Genomic DNA, 19,439 nt, shown 5'->3' with positions numbered 1-19,439 from the left:
CGCGGGCGCTGCGCCGCGTTCTTCCTAAGAAACAGCCGGTTCAGGCGGAACGGGTGCCAAGGTGTAACCCAAGGTCCTTGCCCGCCTCTGGAGGTTGGCGAGAACGCGCTGGCGGTGCCTCTCGTCGTATGCTGCCGCGCCTTGATCCTGATAGGTCATACCGTGGCGTATGGCGTTGTAGAACAGGACGGCGGTCTTGCGGGCGGTCGCCGTCACCGCCTTCTGCTTGCCGATCCGCGCCGAGAGACGGCGATAGAAGGCACCCGGGGCGGTGTCACTCCGTCCGATTGTTGTAGCAGCCAAACGCAACAGGGCCGCCGCCCGGCACGAGGAGCGCCGCGTCTTCGAGGACAGAAGCTTGTCGGCGGAGATCTTGTTGCCCGGCGCCAGGCAAAGCCAGGATGTGAAGTGCTTTGCCGTCTTCCACGCGCGCAGATCAGTGCCGCACTCGGCCACCAGCTTCAGCGCCAACGAAGGGCCGAGGCCGTGGATCTGGGTGAGGTCGGTTCCCAACACCCCGTAGAGCGCTGCCCGCACGTCACAGGCCGGTGCATCGACCTGCCGACCTTTGATCCGGGCCTTCGGCAGCGGCGGCAGGTCTTCCCCGCCATTGACAGACAGGGTGGTGATGGCCTCTTTCAGCCTGTGGTCGCAGTCCGCGATCTTCGCCTTGTAGAAGTCGTAAAGGTCGACTGACTGGGCCAGAGCGAAGACGTGCTCGGCACGGTCATTGACGATAAGCGCAGCGCGGATTTTCTCGAGCGAGGATTTGCACCGCACATCACGGTAGTCGGCCAGCACGTCCGGATCGCGCTCCCCTGCGACAATAGCGCAGATGATCTTCATGCCGGTCGCCCCGGTGATGTCGGAGACCACATGATGGAGTTGGAGGTTCATCTCCATCAAGGCCTTTTGCATGTGCTGGATTAGGCAGCGGCATACTTGGTCAGTCGCTCGCGCTGGCGCATGTAGACACGCAACGTCGCGATCTCCGCGTCGGGGCGGAAGCTGCCGCGCAGCAGGCCGTAGGAATGCAACTGCCGCAGCCACCCCGCATCGCTGACATCGGTTTTGCGGCCGGGCACGTTCTTGGCGTAACGGGCGTTCACCAGAATCACCTCGAAGCCCCGGGCCTCGAGGATCTCGAAAGCCGGGATCCAGTAGACGCCCGTCGACTCCATCGCCACGCTGGTGAAGCCGCAGTCGAGGAAGCAATCCGCCAAGGCGTGCAGGTCTTGGGTAAAGGTGCCGAAGGCGCTAACCGACATGTCACAGCTGGACGGATTCACCGCTGCCGTATGCATCGTCGAGCCGATGTCGATGGCGGCCGCATTGGGGTCGACCAACTTCAGGTCCGGGCCCTTCTCGGCGATCCTTTGGGATCGCCTGTCAGGCAACGGGTCCCGGGTCCTGGGCTTCGTCATGGCATGTCCTCCGTTCAAGGCGAAGGGCGTGGGCCATGCACGTTCGTCATCTTTCTAACCGGGATCGCCGCTATCGCGCCGTCACCACTCTCAAGTGCGCATCAGCCCATGTGCCACGTTTTTTAACGGGGTCAAACCCACCAATAAGCCATCGGCAACTGCCCTTCGACATGAGCATAGCACAGGCTGTTGATACCGCGCACAGGCGGGCTGCGGCCCGGAACGGTTTTTTAGAAACGGGAAATTCGGCGCTCAGACGTAATCGGGTCTGACGATGCCTGTCAGATGCGCAAGGTTCTTGAGCCCGATCCGAACATGCGCCATGGGACGGGACCGGACTATGGCCTTGTTCATATAGGCCTCGAATGTCAGGCGCTGCACATCCACGTCGTGACAAAGCGAGACGAAACGCTCGCGCCGGTCGTTCGAGCGGTAATAGGCATTCTGCATCGAAGCCAGTACGCGGAACACCGTCTTGTGTTCGCGCATGAACAGCCGACGGGCGAGTTTCAGATCGCTGGCCCGCCCGGTCGTCAGGCAGGCGGCGGCGGCGCTGGCCGCAACGCGCCCCCCGAACATCGCATAGTAAATCCCTTCGCCGGAGCTGGGGGCGACAACGCCCGCCGCGTCGCCTGCCAAGACGGTATCCTTGCCGTTGTCCCAGCGGTCGAGCGGCTTGAGCGGAATCGGCGCACCTTCGCGGCGGATCGTGCGGCATTCGCTGAGACCGGAGGCTTTGCGCAGGGCGGCTGTTGCGGCTTTGAGGTCGAAGCCCGAGAGACCCGTGCCCATCCCGACGCTGGCCTGCTTGCCATGTGGAAACACCCAGCCGTAGAAATCGGGCGAGATGTCGCCGTCGTAGACCACGTCGCAGCGGACCGGATCGTAACCTGCGCCGGTTTGCGGTGCCTCGATGATCTCGTGATAGGCGATGACATAGGGGATAGTGCTGCCTCCGGGCACCTCGGCACGGGCCACGGCAGACCGCGCGCCATCCGCGCCGATGATCAGGCGGGTGGGAATGCTGCGCAGCTCACCGCTTGCCTTTTCGCGATAGACAATGCTTGGGTTTGGCCCGTCCCGGTCGACTTTGACGAAGGTGCCGGTGAGCCGCGTCGCCCCGGCCCCTTCCGCGCGGTGGCGCAGGAATTCGTCGAAATGCTCGCGGTCCACCATGCCGATAAAGCCGTTTTCAATGGCCATGTCGACGCTGCGCTGGGTGGGCGAGATCATCCGCGCCATGGTGATATGCGCCACGAGCTGATCCTCGGGAATGGCGAAATCGGCGATCAGGCGCGGCGGGATCGCGCCGCCGCAGGGCTTGATGCGCCCGGCGCGGTCGATCATCGCGACCTTGTGGCCCGAGCGGGCCAGATCCTCGGCGGCGGTGGCACCGCTTGGCCCCCCGCCGATCACGACGACATCGTACATGGCTATTCTCCCGGTATCAGGCCGGCTGCGCCGGGGTGAGGTTTCATGATCTGCGCCGCCAAAAGCGCGGCGGCCGTGAACAGAAGGGCTTCGCCAACAAAGACGAGCCCGAAGGATTCCGCGTCGCCAAGGGTGGTGTGGCGCAGGATGTCCACGGCGGCAGCCCCGGCGAGACCGCCAAAACCTGCAGCGATGGCCTGCGCTCCGCCCCAGAGCCCCATCCGCGTGCCTTCACGCGTTTCGCGCCCGCGCCCCGCCAGAGCCATCATCGCACCGATGGCGGCGACCGCGAACATGCCGTTGAAGAAACCGAGCGTGACGACGGCGGGCATCAGCGGCGCGCCCTGCCCGACCTGGCCGAGAAGGGTGATCGCAACGAGGCTGGCGGCAGAGCCGATACAGCCCGCGACGACCCAGCCGCGCAGCGTTCCGATCCGCAACCCGGTCACCGCGATACCGACCGTCAGCATGCCAAGGAAAACGCCGCCATTCTGCGCGCCAGACAGCTGCGTCGACTGGCCGGGCGTATAGGCAAAGACCAGACCTGCGTAGGGTTCCAGGATCAGTTCCTGCATGAAATAGGCGACCATCGAGAGGAAAACGAAGATGGTGAAATGGCGGGCCTCGGGTTCGGCCCAGATCTCGCGCAGCGCGATGAGGAAAGGCACCGGTTCGGGCTGCGGCTGGCGGATCAGGTCGTGTTCGACACGCCAGACAGCGACAGTGGTCAGCGCCACCGCGCCCAAGGTGACAATGGCCACGATCCGGAGCAGCAAGCCCGTGCTGTAGGGATGAAGGAATGCCCCGACGGTGCCCGCCGTCACGGCAATGCCCGCGATCATCATCAGCCATGTGATCGTGGCGGCAGCGGCGCGGCGTTCGGGCTTTGTGGCGGTCGCGAGCAACGCCAGAAGCGAGGTGCCGGAGGCCCCCACGCCAAGGCCGATCAGCGCGTAGGAGATGACAGAGAGCGCAAGACCGGCGACATAGCTGCTTGCAAAGAGAACGACTCCGAGAGCTGCCCCGAAACCGCCGAGGGCCAAGGCGACCATGCCGCCAATGATCCACGCGGTACGACGACCACCGGTGTCGGAATGATAACCCCATTGAGGCCGGGTGATCTGGATGCCGTAATGCAGTGCCACCAGCAGGCCGGGCAGTACGGCGGGCAAGGCAAGTTCCACCACCATGAGCCGGTTCAGCGTCGAGGTTGTCAGCACGACGATAGCGCCGAGACACATCTGCACCAGACCAAGGCGGATGATGGAAAACCAACTGAGTGTCATGGCAAGACCTCGAGCGTTCGGATGGCAAAGGCGGTGACCAGCATGCCCGATACGTAAAGCGTCACGCCGACCCCATTGTACCAAGGCGCCTTGGCGCGCGGGTCGCGCAGAAGTACGCGCATCGCCGCAAGCTGGCCGATCAGCACAGCGAGAATGGCGGCGGCGTGCATCGGCCTGTCCCACGTAAACAAGAGCGCGATGACCAGAACCTGCGGCAGCACCATCACCCAGCAGGCCAGACGGGCCGCGCGCTCCGGACCCATGGTGACCGGAAGCGAGTTGACGCCCATGCGGCTGTCGCCCTCAAGCGCCTTGAAATCGTTGAGCGTCATGATGCCATGCGCGCCTATTGCAAAGAGCAGCGCCATCAGGATCACCGGCGTTTCCGGCAAGCCTGCGGACAGGATCGCCGCGCCGGTAAACCACGGCAGGCCTTCGTAACATAGACCCACGAGCCCCGGGCCCCAGAGGCCCGAGCGTTTGACCCGGATCGGTTCTGCCGAATAGGCCCAGGCCGCCAGAACGGCCAAGACGGTCGCGGCGAAACCCCAGGGGCCGAGGGGAATGGCAAGCAGAAGCGACAGCACGGTCATCGCCAGCGCGATCCACAGACCCCAGCGCCCCGGTATGCGGCCCGAGGGAATGGGGCGGTCGGGTTCGTTGATCGCATCGACGAAACGGTCGCACCAGTCATTCGCGGCCTGGCTCATGCCGCAGACAACGGGACCGGCGAGCACGATGCCGAGCACTACCAGCGTCCAGCGCCCTTGGGGTGTTTCTCCGGAGGACACGACTCCGCACAGATAGGCCCACATCGGCGGGAACCACGTGATCGGCTTGATCAGCTGTAGCGCCGCGGCGGGCTCGGGAAGAGACCTAGGATGTGAATCCAAGATGACACTCATGTGTCTATCTTGGTTTACATAATGAGTCGTTGCAAGGAAAAGGATGGCCGGCGCTGCGACTGGGGGTCAGCTTTCGGATTCGCTGTCGTGCAGCCCGTATTTACGAAGCTTTACATAAAGGCTCTGGCGCGAAAGGCCGAGCATTTCAGCCGCGGCGGCGCGGTTGTTCCGGGTCAGTTCGATGGCGGTTTCGATGCAAAGCTTTTCGACGACATCATTGGTTTCGGCGACGATGTCCTTGAGCTTGGCCGAGCCAACCAGTTCGACCACGTTCTGATGCACCGCTTCTTCGGACTGGGGGTTGAGCGTGGTGCGCATGGCTTCCACACGGCTGGCGTCGCGCACGAGGAAAGCCAGCGAGGGTCGCGCCCGCAGGTTCAGATAGGAGACCGAGATCTCAACAGCTGTCCAGCCGCCGAGTTCGTTCTTGAGACGGGTGGAGTAGACGCGCATGTGGCCCGAACGCGCAGCGTTCTCGAGCAGGATCGTCATGTCGATCTGTCCGCGCGACAGGTAGTCGGCGATGCTGCGGCCCTTGACGTCGGAAGCATTGCCAAAATCGATCATGTCAACAAAGGCTTCGTTCGCGGATTCGATCACGCCCTTGGTATCCGTGAAGACGATGGCGTCCTTGCCATCACGGAACAGGGCGTTGAGGTTCAGGCTGAGCCGGTCATCGACGAGGTGCTCCGTATCTTCGGCATCAAGCCTACACAGAAGGTAACGCTCGCCCGCGGCGCGGAACAGGTTGGGCACGATGGAGATGAATCGCCGGCTCGCGCGGGTCATGACCGACAGATCGGCCGGCTGTTCGGACATCGCGATGCTGAGCAGGCTTTCGGTGAACTCGGTTCGGCGGCGATCCTTGAATTCCTGTGCGAAAGCCGCCCCTTTCAGTTCTTCGACGCCGGAACCGAGGAGATTGGCGGCGGCATCGTTGAGATCGCGCACCCGCCCGTCGTTCACATTCACCAAGACGAAGGCTTCGCGCGTGGAGGCCATGACCATGCGGTAGCGGGCATCGAATTCGCGCCGTTCCTCGTAGCCGCGCTCGAGTGAAATCTGGGCCTGAACCAATTGCTGCTGGGCCTCTGCGACCTGCTGGAGATCGCGACCGATCATCAAAAGCGTGCCTTCGCGGCTTACCTTGTGGACGTTGTAGCGGATCGGGAACTGCCAGGTGGCATTGTCGCGGTGATTGAGCTCGGCTGTGATCGACTTGTCGTGACCCTTGGAAAACCTGTCGAGCACCGACTGGAGTTTCGGCCGGCTCTCGATCGTCAGGAATTCGCTCAGCGGTCTTCCCTTCCAGTGATCGAGATTTCCGTACCGGCTGCTTTGCTCTTCACTGAGAACCGAGATGACCTCACCATCATGGGAAACGACCAGCGCGATGTCGGATGCCGAGGCAAGGACCGTGGGCAGGTATTCACTGTCGATACCGGGAATAGAAAAATCTTCCATCACGTTCCGCTGGTCAGAATTCATTTACGGTCCATTACTCTTTCATTTATGTCGCAGTCGATTGCCGCCAGAGCGATATTATAGTCGCTGGTCACCAGATCAACGCCGGTCTTTTCGATAAGGTCTTCTTCGCATTGAATGATCGGACCACCAAGGACAATGCGAGGTGTTTTTGCAAGCCTGGAACGCATCACCTGCACGGTTTTCACCACATTGTCCAATGCGACGGACCCGCTGCACGATATCAGCACGGTTTCGAAAGGCTCTGACGTCAGCTTGCTGACGATCTTTTCGGGCAAAGCGGGGGCCATAAGATGAACCGAATAGCCCGAACGCCTTATCTTGTCGGCGAGCACGACGGGACCAATCAGATGGTCTTCCCTGTCGCAAACGGCGATCAAAACAGATGCCATCGGGGTGAGATTGCTGCTGTGATGCCAGTCCGCCGAGAGGAGCTTGCATAGCCCGTGCAACCGGGCGGATCCCAGCGAGACCGCCGCAAAGCTGGCCTCGTCCTCTTCCCACTGCCGGCCCATCTCGCGGGCTGCATCGGAAATACAGTAATCGATGATGTCTGCCGGGCTGAGATCGCGGGAGAGCAGCGCGTTTCGCGCTTCTTCCAGAATGAAGATATCTTTGGACATGGCGGTTCGAACCAGCCAGTCGGTCGCATCTGTGACTCTTTCGCGGAATTCTTTCGGTGGTTTATTGCGGAGTTCTGATATGACGCGGCGCGCTAATGCGTCGACGTTTTTGGCTGCGACCCCTTTCAGCCTATTGTCCCTCTTAGGTATTGGCATTGACGCGCCTCCCCAGCCCAACACGGCGACGAGCACGGCGATAGGGCCAAAATTTCCTCCAAACGCCCCTCAAGTTTCATCCAGAGGCTGTAAAATGTCAAAGAGATTAGACAGACCGGGGAATTTGTAAGGAGATTCAAGGGGTGAAAATAAACTTATGGGTCTATACTCCTTTATTCACTGGCTCTGACAGAAGGAATCGGTCCCACCAGTAGTCGAGTGTCAGGTTGAATGTGTAAGTTTTGATTGACACTTATCCAAAACGCCCGTTAGATTTTCTCACAAGCAAGTGAGGAATCGGATATGTCCCGACGCCACAATGCACATCCAGGCCCCCTGTATACGCCAGTTCAGCGTAAGAGGCGCGACGCCTCCCGCTGGACGCTGGTTCAGGGTGTCCTAGCGCCCCTGCAGTTCGCGGTGTTCCTGATCTCGGTCATTCTGGTGCTGCGCTATCTGCTGACCGGTGAAGGGTATGCGCTGGCGACGCTGTCCATCGTCGTGAAAACCGGCGTGCTGTTCCTGATCATGATCACCGGCGCCATTTGGGAAAAGGTCGTTTTCGGCCAGTACCTTTTTGCGCGGGCCTTTTTTTGGGAAGATATCTTCTCATTCGCCGTCATCGCCCTGCACAGCGCTTATCTCTACGCGCTCTGGGCCGGGTCGCTGTCCCCCGAAGGGCTGATGGCGCTGGCGCTGGTCGCCTACCTTGCCTACGTGATCAACGCAGGCCAGTTCGTCTGGAAGCTGCGCATCGCGCGGCTTGAAGACCGGGTGACAGAATGACCGGGCCCGCCCTCAGTTGTGCGGAAATGCCGGTGCTGCGCCAGCGGGGCCAGCGCGAAGTGTTCTGCGGTCTGACCTCGATCATCTGGCTGCACCGGAAAATGCAGGATGCCTTCTTTCTTGTGGTCGGCTCGCGCACCTGCGCGCATCTGTTGCAGAGCGCCGCGGGGGTAATGATTTTTGCAGAACCGCGTTTCGGAACGGCGGTGCTCGAAGAAACCGATCTTGCCGGGATGGCAGATGCGCAGGAAGAGATCGATCGCGAGGTCGAGCGTCTCTTGTCGCGGCGTACTGACATCAGGCGGTTGTTTCTTGTCGGGTCCTGCCCATCGGAAGTGATCAAGCTCGATCTGTCGAAAGCGGCTGAAAGACTCAGCAGGAAATACGCACCGCAAGTGCGCGTGCTCAATTTCTCCGGCTCGGGGATTGAGACGACGTTTACCGAAGGCGAGGATGCCTGTCTGGCGGCGATGGTGCCGGATCTGCCCGAAGTTGATGACCGGCAGTTGCTTATGGTGGGCGCGCTGCCCGACGTGGTACAGGATCAGGCGCTGAGCCTACTGGACCAGCTTGGGATCGGCCCGGTCACGGTGCTGCCGTCGATGCGCGCGGACGATCCGGTGGGCGTGGGTTCAAAAACCGTCTTTGCCATGACGCAGCCGTTTCTGGGCGAAACCTGCGCCGCACTTGAGCGTCGGGGCGCACGCCATATCCCGGCGCCCTTCCCCTTTGGCGAGGTTGGTACAACGGCTTGGCTGCGCACGATTGCGGATGAGTTCGGCGTGTCGGATGCCGTTTTCGAGCGCGTCACTGAGGCGCCGCGCGCCCGGGCGCGCAATGCCGTGGCGCGGGCGTCTGAAGTGTTGCGCGACCGTTCGGTGTTCTTTTTCCCGGACAGCCAGCTTGAGATCCCGCTGGCCCGGTTTCTGATTACGGAATGCGGGATGCGCGCCTTGGAAATCGGCGCGCCTTACATCCATCGACAACTTGTCGAACCTGATTTGGCGATGATCCCCGAGGGGCCGGTTCTATCTGAAGGGCAGGACGTCGACTTGCAACTGGATCGGGCCCGCGCCGCACGGGCGGATCTGACTGTCTGCGGGTTGGGGCTGGCGAACCCGCTGGAGGCCGAAGGGCTGACGACCAAATGGGCCATCGAACTGGTATTCACCCCGGTTCATTTCTACGAACAGGCGGGTGATTTGGCCGGCCTTTTCGCGCGACCCCTGCGGCGACGCGATATGTTGCGGGTGGCGGCGGAATGAAACTGACCGTTTGGACATATGAAGGCCCGCCCCATGTGGGGGCCATGCGTGTCGCGACCGCGATGAAGGGGCTGCATTACGTGTTGCACGCGCCGCAGGGCGACACCTATGCCGATCTGCTGTTCACGATGATTGAACGGCGCGACCACCGCCCACCTGTCACCTACACGACCTTTCAGGCGCGCGATCTGGGTGCCGACACCGCAATGCTTTTCAAGACCGCCTGTCAGGACGCTTATGACCGATTTCGTCCACAAGCGATGATCGTGGGCGCATCCTGTACGGCTGAGCTTATCCAGGACGATCCAGGCGGCATGGCCGAGGCGATGGACCTGCCGGTGCCCGTCATCGCGCTGGACCTGCCGAGCTATCAACGCAAGGAAAACTTTGGCGCGGATGAGACCTTGTTCCAGATCACCCGCGCGCTCGCGCGGCCTGTGGATCGGACGGAACGGGTAAGCTGCAACCTGATCGGGCCGACCGCGCTTGGGTTCCGTCACCGCGATGACGTGACCGAGTTGACCGGACTGTTGTCGGATATGGGCGCCGAGGTGAATGTTGTCGCCCCGCTGGACGCGACGCCTGCCGATATCGCCCGGCTTGGAGCCGCGCATTTCAACGTGCTGATGTACCCGGAAACCGGCGAGAGTGCTTGTCGCTGGATGGAGCGCGAGCTTGGCCTGCCCTTTACCAAGACCGTGCCGATCGGCGTTGGCGCCACCCATGATTTCGTGGCGGAGGTGGCCGAGTTGTCAGGTTTGGCCCCGCGTCTGGACACGGAACGGCTGCGTCTGCCTTGGTATACGGCCAGCGTGGACAGCACCTATCTGACCGGCAAGCGCGTCTTTATATTTGGCGATGGCACTCATGCGGTTACTGCGGCGCGTATCGCGCGGGACGAGATGGGTTTCGAGGTTGTCGGCATCGGCTGTTACAACCGCGAACAGGCCCGCGCCGTGCGCCGCGTGGCCAGCGATTTTGGACTGACGGCGCTGATCACCGAAGATTATCTCGACGTAGAGGCAGCGATTGCGGATCTCGCGCCCGAGTTGATCCTTGGCACCCAGATGGAGCGGCATATCGGAAAGCGGCTTGGCATCCCCTGCGCCGTGATTTCAGCACCGGTGCATGTGCAGGATTTCCCCGCCCGTTATTCGCCGCAGATGGGGCTGGAAGGTGCCAACGTCATTTTCGACACATGGGTGCATCCGCTGGTCATGGGGCTTGAGGAACATTTGTTGCACATGTTCCGCGACGATTTCGAATTTCACGATGACGCGGGCGCGAGCCATCATGGCGGCCCGGCCGTGCCGCGCGGCAATGCAGCCCCCGCATCTGCGCCGACTACCGTGGCGGTTGATGCCGTTGCCGATCCGGAAACGGTCATCTGGCTGGCAGAGGCAGAAACCGAGTTGCGAAAGGTCCCGTTCTTTGTGCGTGGCAAGGCGCGGCGCAACACCGAGGCTTTTGCCCATGACCGGGGCCAGCACGAAATCAGCGCCGAGACTCTTTACGAAGCAAAGGCCCATTATGCGCGATGATTTCAACATCACGGCCAAGGCCTATAACGTGGTGATCATCACGCTGGATTCCCATGCGGCGGGGCCCGTGACGCGGGCAAGCCTGCGCCTTGCGCAGGACTTTCCGGGGCTGCGGGTAACGGTCCATGCGGCGGCGGAATGGGGCGAGAACCCGGAGACACTGCAAAAGGCCAAAGTCGCTATCGCCAGCGCGGACATGATCCTGGCCAACCTGTTGTTCCTCGAGGAACATGTGCGCCAGATCCTGCCCGACCTCAAAGCGCGGCGCGATCATGTCGATGGCATGATCGGCGTCATCGCCGACGCCGAAATCGTCAAGCTGACGCGGCTGGGACAGCTCGACATGGCAAAACCCGCCTCGTCGATGATGAAACTGGTCAAACGGCTGCGCGGATCGAGTGCGCCCTCGACCGAAAGCGGCGCGAAGAAGATGCAGATGCTGCGCCGCCTGCCGCGTATCCTACGGTTCCTTCCCGGCAAAGCGCAGGACCTGCGGTCGTGGTTCCTTGTGATGCAATACTGGCTTGCCGGTTCGGACGACAATATCGAGGCGATGGTCCGCTATCTGCTGGGCAAGTATGCAAAGCGGCCCGAATGGCAGGGGGCTGAGGCCGCCGCGCCAGTCGAGTACCCGGAGGCTGGCCTTTACCATCCCGATCTTCCGACACGCATCACGACCTGCGAGAGAGATCTGCCCGCGCTTGGAAAAACCCAAGGCACCGTGGGACTGTTGTTGATGCGCTCTTACGTGCTGTCCGGTGACACCGCGCATTACGACATGGTCATTCGCCGGATGGAGGCGGCGGGACTGCGGGTGATCCCGGCGTTTGCCGGTGGGCTTGACGGGCGACCGGCCATCGACGGTTATTTCCGCAAGGCCGGTGCCGTGCAGATCGACGCGCTTGTGTCGCTCACCGGTTTCAGCCTTGTCGGCGGACCGGCCTATAACGACAACGCCGCCGCAATAGAGGTTCTGAAAGCGCTGGATGTGCCCTATCTGGCGGCGCACCCGCTGGAATTCCAGACGCTGGGTCAATGGGCCGAGAGCACGCAGGGGCTTGGTCCGATCGAGACGACGATGCTTGTTGCCCTGCCCGAGTTGGACGGGGCGATCAACCCGACGGTCTTTGCCGGGCGTCATGGGTCTGACGGATGCGCTGGTTGTGCGCATCGTTGCACGAATGGGGCGGGCACCAAGTCGATGACCCCTTGCCCCGAACGTATCGACAGCCTTGTAGAGAAGACCCTGCGCATGGTGCGGCTGCGGAAACGCGAACTGGCGCAGAAAAAGGTCGGGATCGTGCTGTTCGGCTTTCCACCGAATGCCGGGGCGGCGGGCACGGCGGCCTATCTGAGCGTGTTTGAATCCCTGCATAACACGCTCCGGGCGATGGCCGCGCGGGGCTATACAGTGGAGGTTCCCGAAAGCGTCGATGATTTACGGTCGGCCGTGCTCGAAGGTAATGCGGGGCGATACGGTCAGGAAGCCAATATCGCGGACCGGATCAGTGCAGAGACTATAGTGCGCGGCACCGCCCATCTTGAAGCGATAGAGGCGATCTGGGGCCCGGCTCCGGGGCGGGTGCAGACCGACGGACGTGACGTCTTTGTGCTGGGGCAGCATTTCGGCAATGTCTTTGTCGGTGTGCAGCCAGCGTTCGGCTACGAGGGCGATCCGATGCGCCTGCTGTTCGAGCGCGGCTTTGCCCCGACCCATGCTTTTGCCGCGTTTTACCTATGGCTGAGAAATACCTATCAGGCGGATGTTCTGCTGCATTTCGGGATGCACGGGGCGCTGGAATTCATGCCAGGCAAACAGGCGGGGATGGGGGCCACGGACTGGCCGGACCGGTTGATCGGCGAGATGCCGAATGTCTACCTTTATGCCTCGAACAACCCGTCCGAGGCGACCTTGGCGAAAAGACGCAGCGGCGCGGTGACGGTAAGCCATCTGACCCCGCCGCTGGCCAGGGCCGGTCTCTACAAAGGGCTTGCCGAGTTGAAGGACAGCCTGACCCGCTGGCGCGGCACCTCGCCCGACGCGGTGGAACGCGATGAGCTGGAGGCCCTGATCCGCGAACAGGCTGCCGCCGTCGATCTGGCTGAAAACGATCCGGAGGCGCTGTGGCTGCGGCTGTTGGAAACCGAGGATGCGCTGATCCCCGATGGGTTGCACGTGGTTGGCCGGAAACTGAGTGCTGAGGCCAAGGCGGAATACCTCGAGCTTGTGGCGGATGCGACCGAGGAAACGCGCCGAATGGTCGAAGCCCATCTGGATCGTGACAGCGAAATTGACGCGCTGATGCGCGCATTGGAGGGTCGGTTCATCCCGCCGGTGCCGGGCGGCGATCTGATCCGCAATCCCGAGATCCTGCCAACCGGGCGCAATATACATGCCTTTGACCCGTTCCGGATGCCGACCGCCTTTGCCTGCCGCGAGGGCGCGAAACAGGCGCAGCTTTTGCTGGAAACCCATGACGGGCTACCCCGGTCGGTCGCGCTGGTGCTCTGGGGCAGCGACAACATCAAATCCGATGGCGGACCTATCGGTCAGGCGCTGGCGCTGATCGGGGCCACACCCCGGTTCGACAGTTTCGGCCGTTTGAGCGGCGCCGACCTTGTTCCGCTGGCGGAGCTTGGCCGACCCCGGATCGACGTAGTGATGACGCTCTCGGGCATATTCCGCGACCTGCTGCCGCTGCAATCGCGGCTTCTCGCCGAAGCCGCGCTTCTGGCGGCGACGGCCGACGAACCGATTGAGCTGAACTTTGTGCGCGCCCATGCGCTGGCCTATGCCGAGCGGATGGGTGTCAGCCTCGAAGAGGCCGCCCTGCGGGTGTTTTCGAATGCCGAGGGCGCCTATGGGTCGAACGTGAACCAGCTGGTCGACAGTTCCGCCTTTGGTGACGAGGACGAACTGGCCGATGCCTATCAGGCACGCAAGAGCTTTGCCTATGGCGTGAACGGGAAGGCTCAGCAGAATCCGGCGTTGCTGACCGAGGTGCTGCGTGATGTCGAAGTCGCCTATCAGAACCTCGAATCCATCGAGCTGGGCGTCACCACGGTGGACCACTACTTTGATACGCTGGGCGGGATATCGCGGGCGGTGAAACGCGCCCGCGGACAAGAGGCCGCCATTTATATCAGCGACCATACGCGGGGCGCGGGCCAGGTTCGAACGCTGGCGGCGCAGGTCGCGTTGGAAACCCGGTCGCGGGCGCTGAACCCGAAATTCTACGAACCGCTTCTGTCCCACGGCTCGGAAGGGGTGCGCCAGATCGAAGCGCATCTGACCAATACGCTGGGCTGGTCCGCGACCACCGGACAGGTGGAACCATGGGTCTATCAACGGCTTTCGGAAACTTTTGTGCTGGATGCGGATATGCGCGCGCGGCTGTCGGCTTTGAACCCGGTCGCAAGCTCCCGAATGGCCAATCGCCTGCTGGAAGCGAATGACCGATCCTATTGGACGCCAGACGCCGCTACGCTTGCCGCGCTTCAGGACGCCGCCGACCTTCTGGAAGATCGCATGGAAGGGATTGCCGCAGAATGACCCTGTTGACCCCTAAGCCGAAAAGGAAGCCCTCATGAGCCCGCTCGACAAAGGCGTTCCGTCCCTGCGCGGACTGGACGGAGAAGGATCGGTGCAGGTGCATCAGGACGATGCGCTGAAGATCGAAGGGGCCAAGGTATTCTCGGTCTATGGCAAAGGCGGGATCGGAAAGTCGACGACTTCGTCCAACCTGTCGGCAGCGTTTTCCATGATGGGCAAGCGGGTTCTGCAGATCGGCTGCGACCCCAAGCACGACAGCACCTTTACCCTTACCGGTACGCTCGTGCCGACGGTGATCGACATCCTCAAGGAGGTCGAATTCCATACCGAAGAACTGCGCCCCGAGGATTTCGTCTTTGACGGTTTCAACGGTGTCAAATGCGTCGAGGCCGGCGGGCCGCCCGCCGGAACCGGCTGCGGCGGGTATGTCGTTGGCCAGACCGTCAAGCTGCTGAAGCAGCACCACCTGCTTGATGACACCGACGTGGTGATATTCGACGTGCTGGGCGATGTGGTCTGCGGCGGCTTTGCCGCGCCCCTGCAACATGCGGATCGGGCGGTGATCGTGACCGCCAACGATTTCGACAGCATCTACGCCATGAACCGCATCATCGCGGCCGTGCAGGCGAAATCTGCCAATTACAAGGTGAGGCTGGCGGGATGCGTCGCGAACCGTTCGCGCGAGACCGACGAGGTGGATCGCTATTGCAGCACCGTCGGGTTCAACCGGATCGCGCATATGCCCGATCTCGACGCGATCCGCCGGTCACGGCTGAAGAAAAAGACGCTGTTCGAGATGGACGCCGACGAGGACATCGTCGCGGTCCAGAAGGAATACATACGTTTGGCGGAAACGCTCTGGAACGGAACCGAGCCGCTGGCGCCTGCGCCGCTGCCTGACCGTGAAATCTTTGAATTGCTGGGATTCGATTGATGACCTACGAGGCGACACGCAACCGGGTCGAAACCTATTTCGACCAGACCGCGACCCTCACATGGGAGCGTCTGACCAGTACGGCCAAGGTCAGTCGTATCCGCGAAACCGTGCGCCGGGGACGTGACCAGATGCGTGCCCGGATGTTGGCGCGGCTGCCGGATGATCTGGACGGCGCGCGGATACTGGATGCGGGCTGTGGCGCCGGTCAGATGACGGCGGAACTGGCCGCGCGCGGTGCTGACGTTGTTGCCGTGGATGTCTCACCCTCGCTGATCGACATCGCCCGGCGACGGCTTGACCCGGCATTGGCGGGCCGCGTGCGCTTTGCTGTGGGCGATATGCTCGACGCGGAACTTGGGACGTTCGATCACGCGCTGGCGATGGACAGCCTGATCTACTACGGGCCAGAGGACATAAGAGCCGCGGTGGCCGGGCTTGGCGCGCGCTGCACGCAGTCGCTGGTTTTCACCGTCGCACCGCGCACACCGCTGCTGATGGCGATGTGGCACAGCGGCAAGATGTTTCCCCGCGCCGACCGGTCGCCCGTCATGGTGCCGCATTCGCCCGCACGTCTGGTACGTGAACTTGGCGGACCCGCACGCATGACCGATGTGGGACGGACAAGCTCGGGCTTTTATATCTCGCACGCGCTGGAGTATCGCTCATGAAATCCCGGCGCAGCCCCCTGACCCTTTTGTCGCCGAGCGCACTCCCTTTTGCGGATGCGGCCAGCCCGGGGCTGACGATGGGACAATTGCTGCGCCTTTCGCTGTTTCAGGTGTCGGTCGGCATGGCCTCGGTCATGTTACTGGGAACTCTGAACCGGGTGATGATCGTGGAGCTGAACGTCATGGCGAGCGTGGTGGCGGTGATGATCGCCCTGCCCGTTCTGATTGCGCCGTTCCGCGCCCTGCTTGGATTTCGCAGCGACACCCATCGCAGCGCGATCGGATGGAAGCGGATTCCCTATCTCTGGTTCGGCTCGCTGTGGCAGATGGGCGGCCTGGCGGTGATGCCCTTTGCGCTTTTAGTGCTTGGCGGCAACCCGGTTCACGACGTGCCCTTTGCCGGCGAAGTGTTGGCGGCGCTGGCTTTCCTGATGACAGGGCTGGGGCTGCATATGACGCAGACCGCCGGGCTGGCGCTGGCCAGCGACCGGGCAAGCGACGAAACCCGGCCGCGCGTCGTAGCACTGCTCTATGTGATGTTCCTTGTGGGCATGGGTCTGTCGGCGGTGATCATCGGCTGGCTGCTGCGCGATTTCTCGGGTCTGCGGCTGGTGCGAGTGGTGCAGGGCGCGGCGGTGGTTGGCATCGCGCTGAACCTGATCGCGCTCTGGAAGCAGGAATCCGTGCGCCCGATGACCCGAGCCGAACGTAGCGCGCCGCGTCCGAAATTCGCGGATGCCTGGACCGATTTCGCCGCGCGCGCCCAGGCTGTGCGCCTGCTTGTGGTCGTTTTTTTCGGCACCATGGCATTCAACATGCAGGATGTTCTGCTGGAGCCATATGGCGGCGAGATCCTTGGTCTTTCGGTCGGAGCGACGACCATGCTTACGGCCGTCTGGGCGTCCGGCGCGCTGGCTGGATTTTGCGCGGCCGCGCGGAGACTGGCCCGGGATGGCGATCCGTTTCGCATTGCCGCGCTGGGGCTGATCGTGGGGCTGGTTGCCTTTTCGCTGGTCATCTTTGCCGCGCCGATGCAGTCGGGCCTGCTGTTCTTTGCCGGTGCCGGGCTGATCGGGCTGGGCGGCGGGTTCTTTTCGGTCGCCACCCTGACCGCCGCCATGGCGCTGCCGGTGGGAGACGTCGCCGGCCGTGGTCTTGCCCTTGGCGCATGGGGCGCGGCGCAGGCCACTGCCGCCGGGTTGTCGATCGCGATTGGCGGCACGCTGCGCGATGTCATCAACACGCAGGCGCTGGCCGGGCATCTGGGTGCCGGGCTGAACAGCGCCTCGACCGGATACTCCTTTGTCTACCATATCGAGATCGGACTGATTTTTGTGACCCTCGCGGCGCTTGGACCGCTTGTGCGCAGCGCGATCCGACCTGCCCCGCTATCTGCAACCCCGACGCGGATCGGCCTTGCCGATTTCCCGACATGACATCTTTGACGCCGGAAAGGATCATTCCATGACGCAGACATTCTTTGGCAATTTCGATCTCGCCAGCCTGTCGATCTGGCTTTTCTGGATCTTTTTCGCGCTGCTGATCTATTACCTTCAACGCGAGAACATGCGCGAAGGTTATCCGCTGCAGAACGAAAACGGCGAGCCTTCGGCGAACCAGGGCATGTTCCCGGTACCGGATGACAAGACCTTTATCCTGCCGCATGGCCGCGGCATCGTTTCGTTCCCAAGCGACCAAAAGGGCGAACGCGCCGGTCTTGATATGGCGCTGGCGCGTACGGCGGTCAGTGAAGGTTTTCCGATGGTCCCGCTTGGCGATCCGATGATCGACGGGGTGGGGCCTGCCTCATGGGCGATGCGGCGCGACGTGCCGGAACTGGACGGGGCCGGACACCCGAAAATCGTGCCGATGGCCGCTTCCGAACATTACCAGATCGTCGCGGGCCGCGATCCGCGCGGGATGCCGGTTGTCGCAGGCGACGGGGTGATCGTGGGACGGATCAAGGACCTCTGGCTCGACGAGCCAGAGCAGATGGTGCGCTATCTCGAAATTGAGCTGGACGGCAATATCGGGATGGGTTCGCGGCTGGTGCCGATGCCGATGGCAAAGGTGAAATCGAACCACGTCGCTGTACGCTCGATCTTTTCCAGCCATTTCGAAGCGGTTCCCAAACATACAGCGCCCAATCAGGTGACGCTGCTCGAGGAAGACAAGATCAGCGGCTATTACGCCGGGGGTCTTCTGTATGCGAGCGCGGAGCGGCTAGAGCCGCAGCTTTGACACCCCGACGCAAGGAGATGACGCCATGAGCCATGACGATTTCGCCGCAGAACCGATAAAGGGCCTGCCGGAACTGCCGCCGGAAGGCGAAGAGATCCTTTGGCAGGGGCGTCCGGAAACTTGGGCGCTGGCGCGGGAGGCGCTGAATATCCTTTGGGTTGCGGGGTATTTCATTGCGCTCACGCTTTGGCGGTTTGTCACCGTGGTCGATCAGATGCCGCTTGACCTGGCGATTGCGGCTTCCATTCCCTTTCTGATCCTTGGCGCGATCAGCTGCGGGCTACTCTGGATCGTCGCCTTTGTGCAGGCACGGTCCACGGTTTACACGCTTACCAATCGACGGGTCGCGATGCGGATCGGATCGGCCCTGACGGTCACGCTGAACATGCCCTTTACCCGGATCGCAACAGCCGACCTGTCGCTGCGCCGCGACGGGACCGGGACGATCGCGCTGAAGCCGGATGGCAGTGTGAGGCTGAGTTACCTCGTCTGCTGGCCGCATGTCCGGCCCTGGCATTTCCAGACACAACCGGCCCTGCGCTGCATTCCCGACGCCAAAAAGGTCGCCGCGCTGCTGGCCGATGCCGCAGAAACCCGCGTCTCGACACCCCGGATCGAACGGCGCCCGGCACCGCAGGTGATGGCCGCAGAGTGAGATGAGATCATGACCATGTACGCCAGCGCAGAACGCAGAGCAGCCCCCGACGGGAAAATCCCGCGCTATCTGCTGCGCGCGATGTTCGCGCTGGTTATCTGTGTGCTGGCCCTAGTCACCTATGCCCGTTTGAGCGACGTGCCCCTGTCCGCCACCCCGCCCGAAGGTGCGATCGTCGCGGAGCGCAAGTTGATCCTGTCCTTTAACGATCTCAGCGGCGCGGTGCAGGTGCTGAACCCCGACGGCAGCCCGATGGTCGACCTTGGACCCGAAGAAGGCGGGTTTGTCGCGGGGGTCGCCCGGGTCATCAACCGCGAAAGGATCAAGAACCGGTCCGCGCCGGACGGGCCGGTCGTGCTGGTGCGCCGCGACACCGGCCGGATTGCCATTACCGACCCCAGCACAGGCTGGAGCGCCGACCTCATGGGGTTCGGCGCGGATAATGCCAGGGCCTTCGCCAGGCTTCTGGACAGATGAGAGGGA

General features: G+C 62.5%; 17 protein-coding genes. 10 read left to right on the top strand and 7 right to left on the bottom strand.

Annotated features, from left to right (window positions below):
• Positions 1-24: 24 nt before the first annotated feature.
• From ACU0FH_RS02945 to ACU0FH_RS02915, 7 genes are all read right to left on the bottom strand, one after another.
• Complete coding sequence (locus ACU0FH_RS02945; protein WP_446193330.1) at positions 25-903, bottom strand: transposase; 879 nt, start codon at positions 901-903, stop codon at positions 25-27.
• Between the two features lie 23 nt (positions 904-926).
• A complete protein-coding gene (locus tag ACU0FH_RS02940) occupies positions 927-1,424 on the bottom strand; it encodes an IS110 family transposase (RefSeq protein WP_446193290.1) in 498 nt (165 codons plus the stop codon).
• 252 nt (positions 1,425-1,676) lie between these two features.
• Entirely contained in the window at positions 1,677-2,855 is a 1,179-nt protein-coding gene (locus ACU0FH_RS02935; RefSeq protein ID WP_446193289.1) for a geranylgeranyl diphosphate reductase, read from the bottom strand.
• Positions 2,856-2,857: 2 nt separating this feature from the next.
• Positions 2,858-4,141 carry a BCD family MFS transporter gene (locus ACU0FH_RS02930; protein WP_446193288.1) on the bottom strand — a complete coding sequence of 428 codons (1,284 nt, stop codon included), beginning with the start codon at positions 4,139-4,141 and terminating at the stop codon, positions 2,858-2,860.
• Complete coding sequence (gene chlG / locus ACU0FH_RS02925) at positions 4,138-5,046, bottom strand: chlorophyll synthase ChlG (protein ID WP_446193287.1); 909 nt, start codon at positions 5,044-5,046, stop codon at positions 4,138-4,140. Before chlG ends, ACU0FH_RS02930 begins: the two co-directional genes overlap by 4 nt.
• 66 nt (positions 5,047-5,112) lie before the next feature.
• On the bottom strand, positions 5,113-6,534 hold the full coding sequence (ppsR, locus tag ACU0FH_RS02920; RefSeq protein WP_446193286.1) for a transcriptional regulator PpsR: 1,422 nt from the start codon (positions 6,532-6,534) through the stop codon (positions 5,113-5,115).
• Positions 6,531-7,346 carry a cobalamin B12-binding domain-containing protein gene (locus tag ACU0FH_RS02915; RefSeq protein ID WP_446193285.1) on the bottom strand — a complete coding sequence of 272 codons (816 nt, stop codon included), beginning with the start codon at positions 7,344-7,346 and terminating at the stop codon, positions 6,531-6,533. The genes ppsR and ACU0FH_RS02915 overlap by 4 nt, the downstream gene beginning before the upstream one ends.
• A gap of 267 nt (positions 7,347-7,613) precedes the next feature.
• Here ACU0FH_RS02915 and bchF point away from each other — a divergent pair, with 267 nt between their 5' ends.
• Genes bchF through puhC form a run of 10 tightly spaced genes read left to right on the top strand, consistent with a single transcriptional unit; the run spans position 7,614 to position 19,433 of the window.
• Entirely contained in the window at positions 7,614-8,096 is a 483-nt protein-coding gene (gene bchF / locus ACU0FH_RS02910) for a 2-vinyl bacteriochlorophyllide hydratase (RefSeq protein ID WP_446193284.1), read from the top strand.
• Positions 8,093-9,361, top strand: coding sequence for a ferredoxin:protochlorophyllide reductase (ATP-dependent) subunit N (locus tag ACU0FH_RS02905; RefSeq protein ID WP_446193283.1), 1,269 nt, complete (start codon positions 8,093-8,095; stop codon positions 9,359-9,361). The genes bchF and ACU0FH_RS02905 overlap by 4 nt, the downstream gene beginning before the upstream one ends.
• Positions 9,358-10,902 (top strand): ferredoxin:protochlorophyllide reductase (ATP-dependent) subunit B, encoded by a 1,545-nt coding sequence (gene bchB, locus ACU0FH_RS02900; protein WP_446193282.1) that lies wholly within the window; start codon positions 9,358-9,360, stop codon positions 10,900-10,902. The genes ACU0FH_RS02905 and bchB overlap by 4 nt, the downstream gene beginning before the upstream one ends.
• Complete coding sequence (locus ACU0FH_RS02895; protein WP_446193281.1) at positions 10,892-14,455, top strand: magnesium chelatase subunit H; 3,564 nt, start codon at positions 10,892-10,894, stop codon at positions 14,453-14,455. The genes bchB and ACU0FH_RS02895 overlap by 11 nt, the downstream gene beginning before the upstream one ends.
• A gap of 34 nt (positions 14,456-14,489) precedes the next feature.
• A complete protein-coding gene (bchL, locus tag ACU0FH_RS02890; protein WP_446193280.1) occupies positions 14,490-15,389 on the top strand; it encodes a ferredoxin:protochlorophyllide reductase (ATP-dependent) iron-sulfur ATP-binding protein in 900 nt (299 codons plus the stop codon).
• The gene (bchM, locus tag ACU0FH_RS02885) at positions 15,389-16,060 is read left to right on the top strand and encodes a magnesium protoporphyrin IX methyltransferase (protein WP_446193279.1); all 672 of its coding nucleotides are present in this window, start codon (positions 15,389-15,391) and stop codon (positions 16,058-16,060) included. Before bchL ends, bchM begins: the two co-directional genes overlap by 1 nt.
• The gene (locus ACU0FH_RS02880; RefSeq protein ID WP_446193278.1) at positions 16,057-17,496 is read left to right on the top strand and encodes a PucC family protein; all 1,440 of its coding nucleotides are present in this window, start codon (positions 16,057-16,059) and stop codon (positions 17,494-17,496) included. The genes bchM and ACU0FH_RS02880 overlap by 4 nt, the downstream gene beginning before the upstream one ends.
• Positions 17,497-17,524: 28 nt before the next feature.
• Positions 17,525-18,301 (top strand): photosynthetic reaction center subunit H, encoded by a 777-nt coding sequence (gene puhA / locus ACU0FH_RS02875; protein ID WP_446193277.1) that lies wholly within the window; start codon positions 17,525-17,527, stop codon positions 18,299-18,301.
• A gap of 25 nt (positions 18,302-18,326) precedes the next feature.
• Entirely contained in the window at positions 18,327-18,956 is a 630-nt protein-coding gene (gene puhB / locus ACU0FH_RS02870; protein WP_446193276.1) for a photosynthetic complex putative assembly protein PuhB, read from the top strand.
• A gap of 9 nt (positions 18,957-18,965) precedes the next feature.
• Positions 18,966-19,433 carry a photosynthetic complex assembly protein PuhC gene (gene puhC, locus ACU0FH_RS02865; RefSeq protein ID WP_446193275.1) on the top strand — a complete coding sequence of 156 codons (468 nt, stop codon included), beginning with the start codon at positions 18,966-18,968 and terminating at the stop codon, positions 19,431-19,433.
• Positions 19,434-19,439 lie beyond the last annotated feature (6 nt).

The organism is Heliomarina sp. (assembly GCF_052826185.1).
This window is presented reverse-complemented; position numbering and strand designations above follow the sequence as displayed.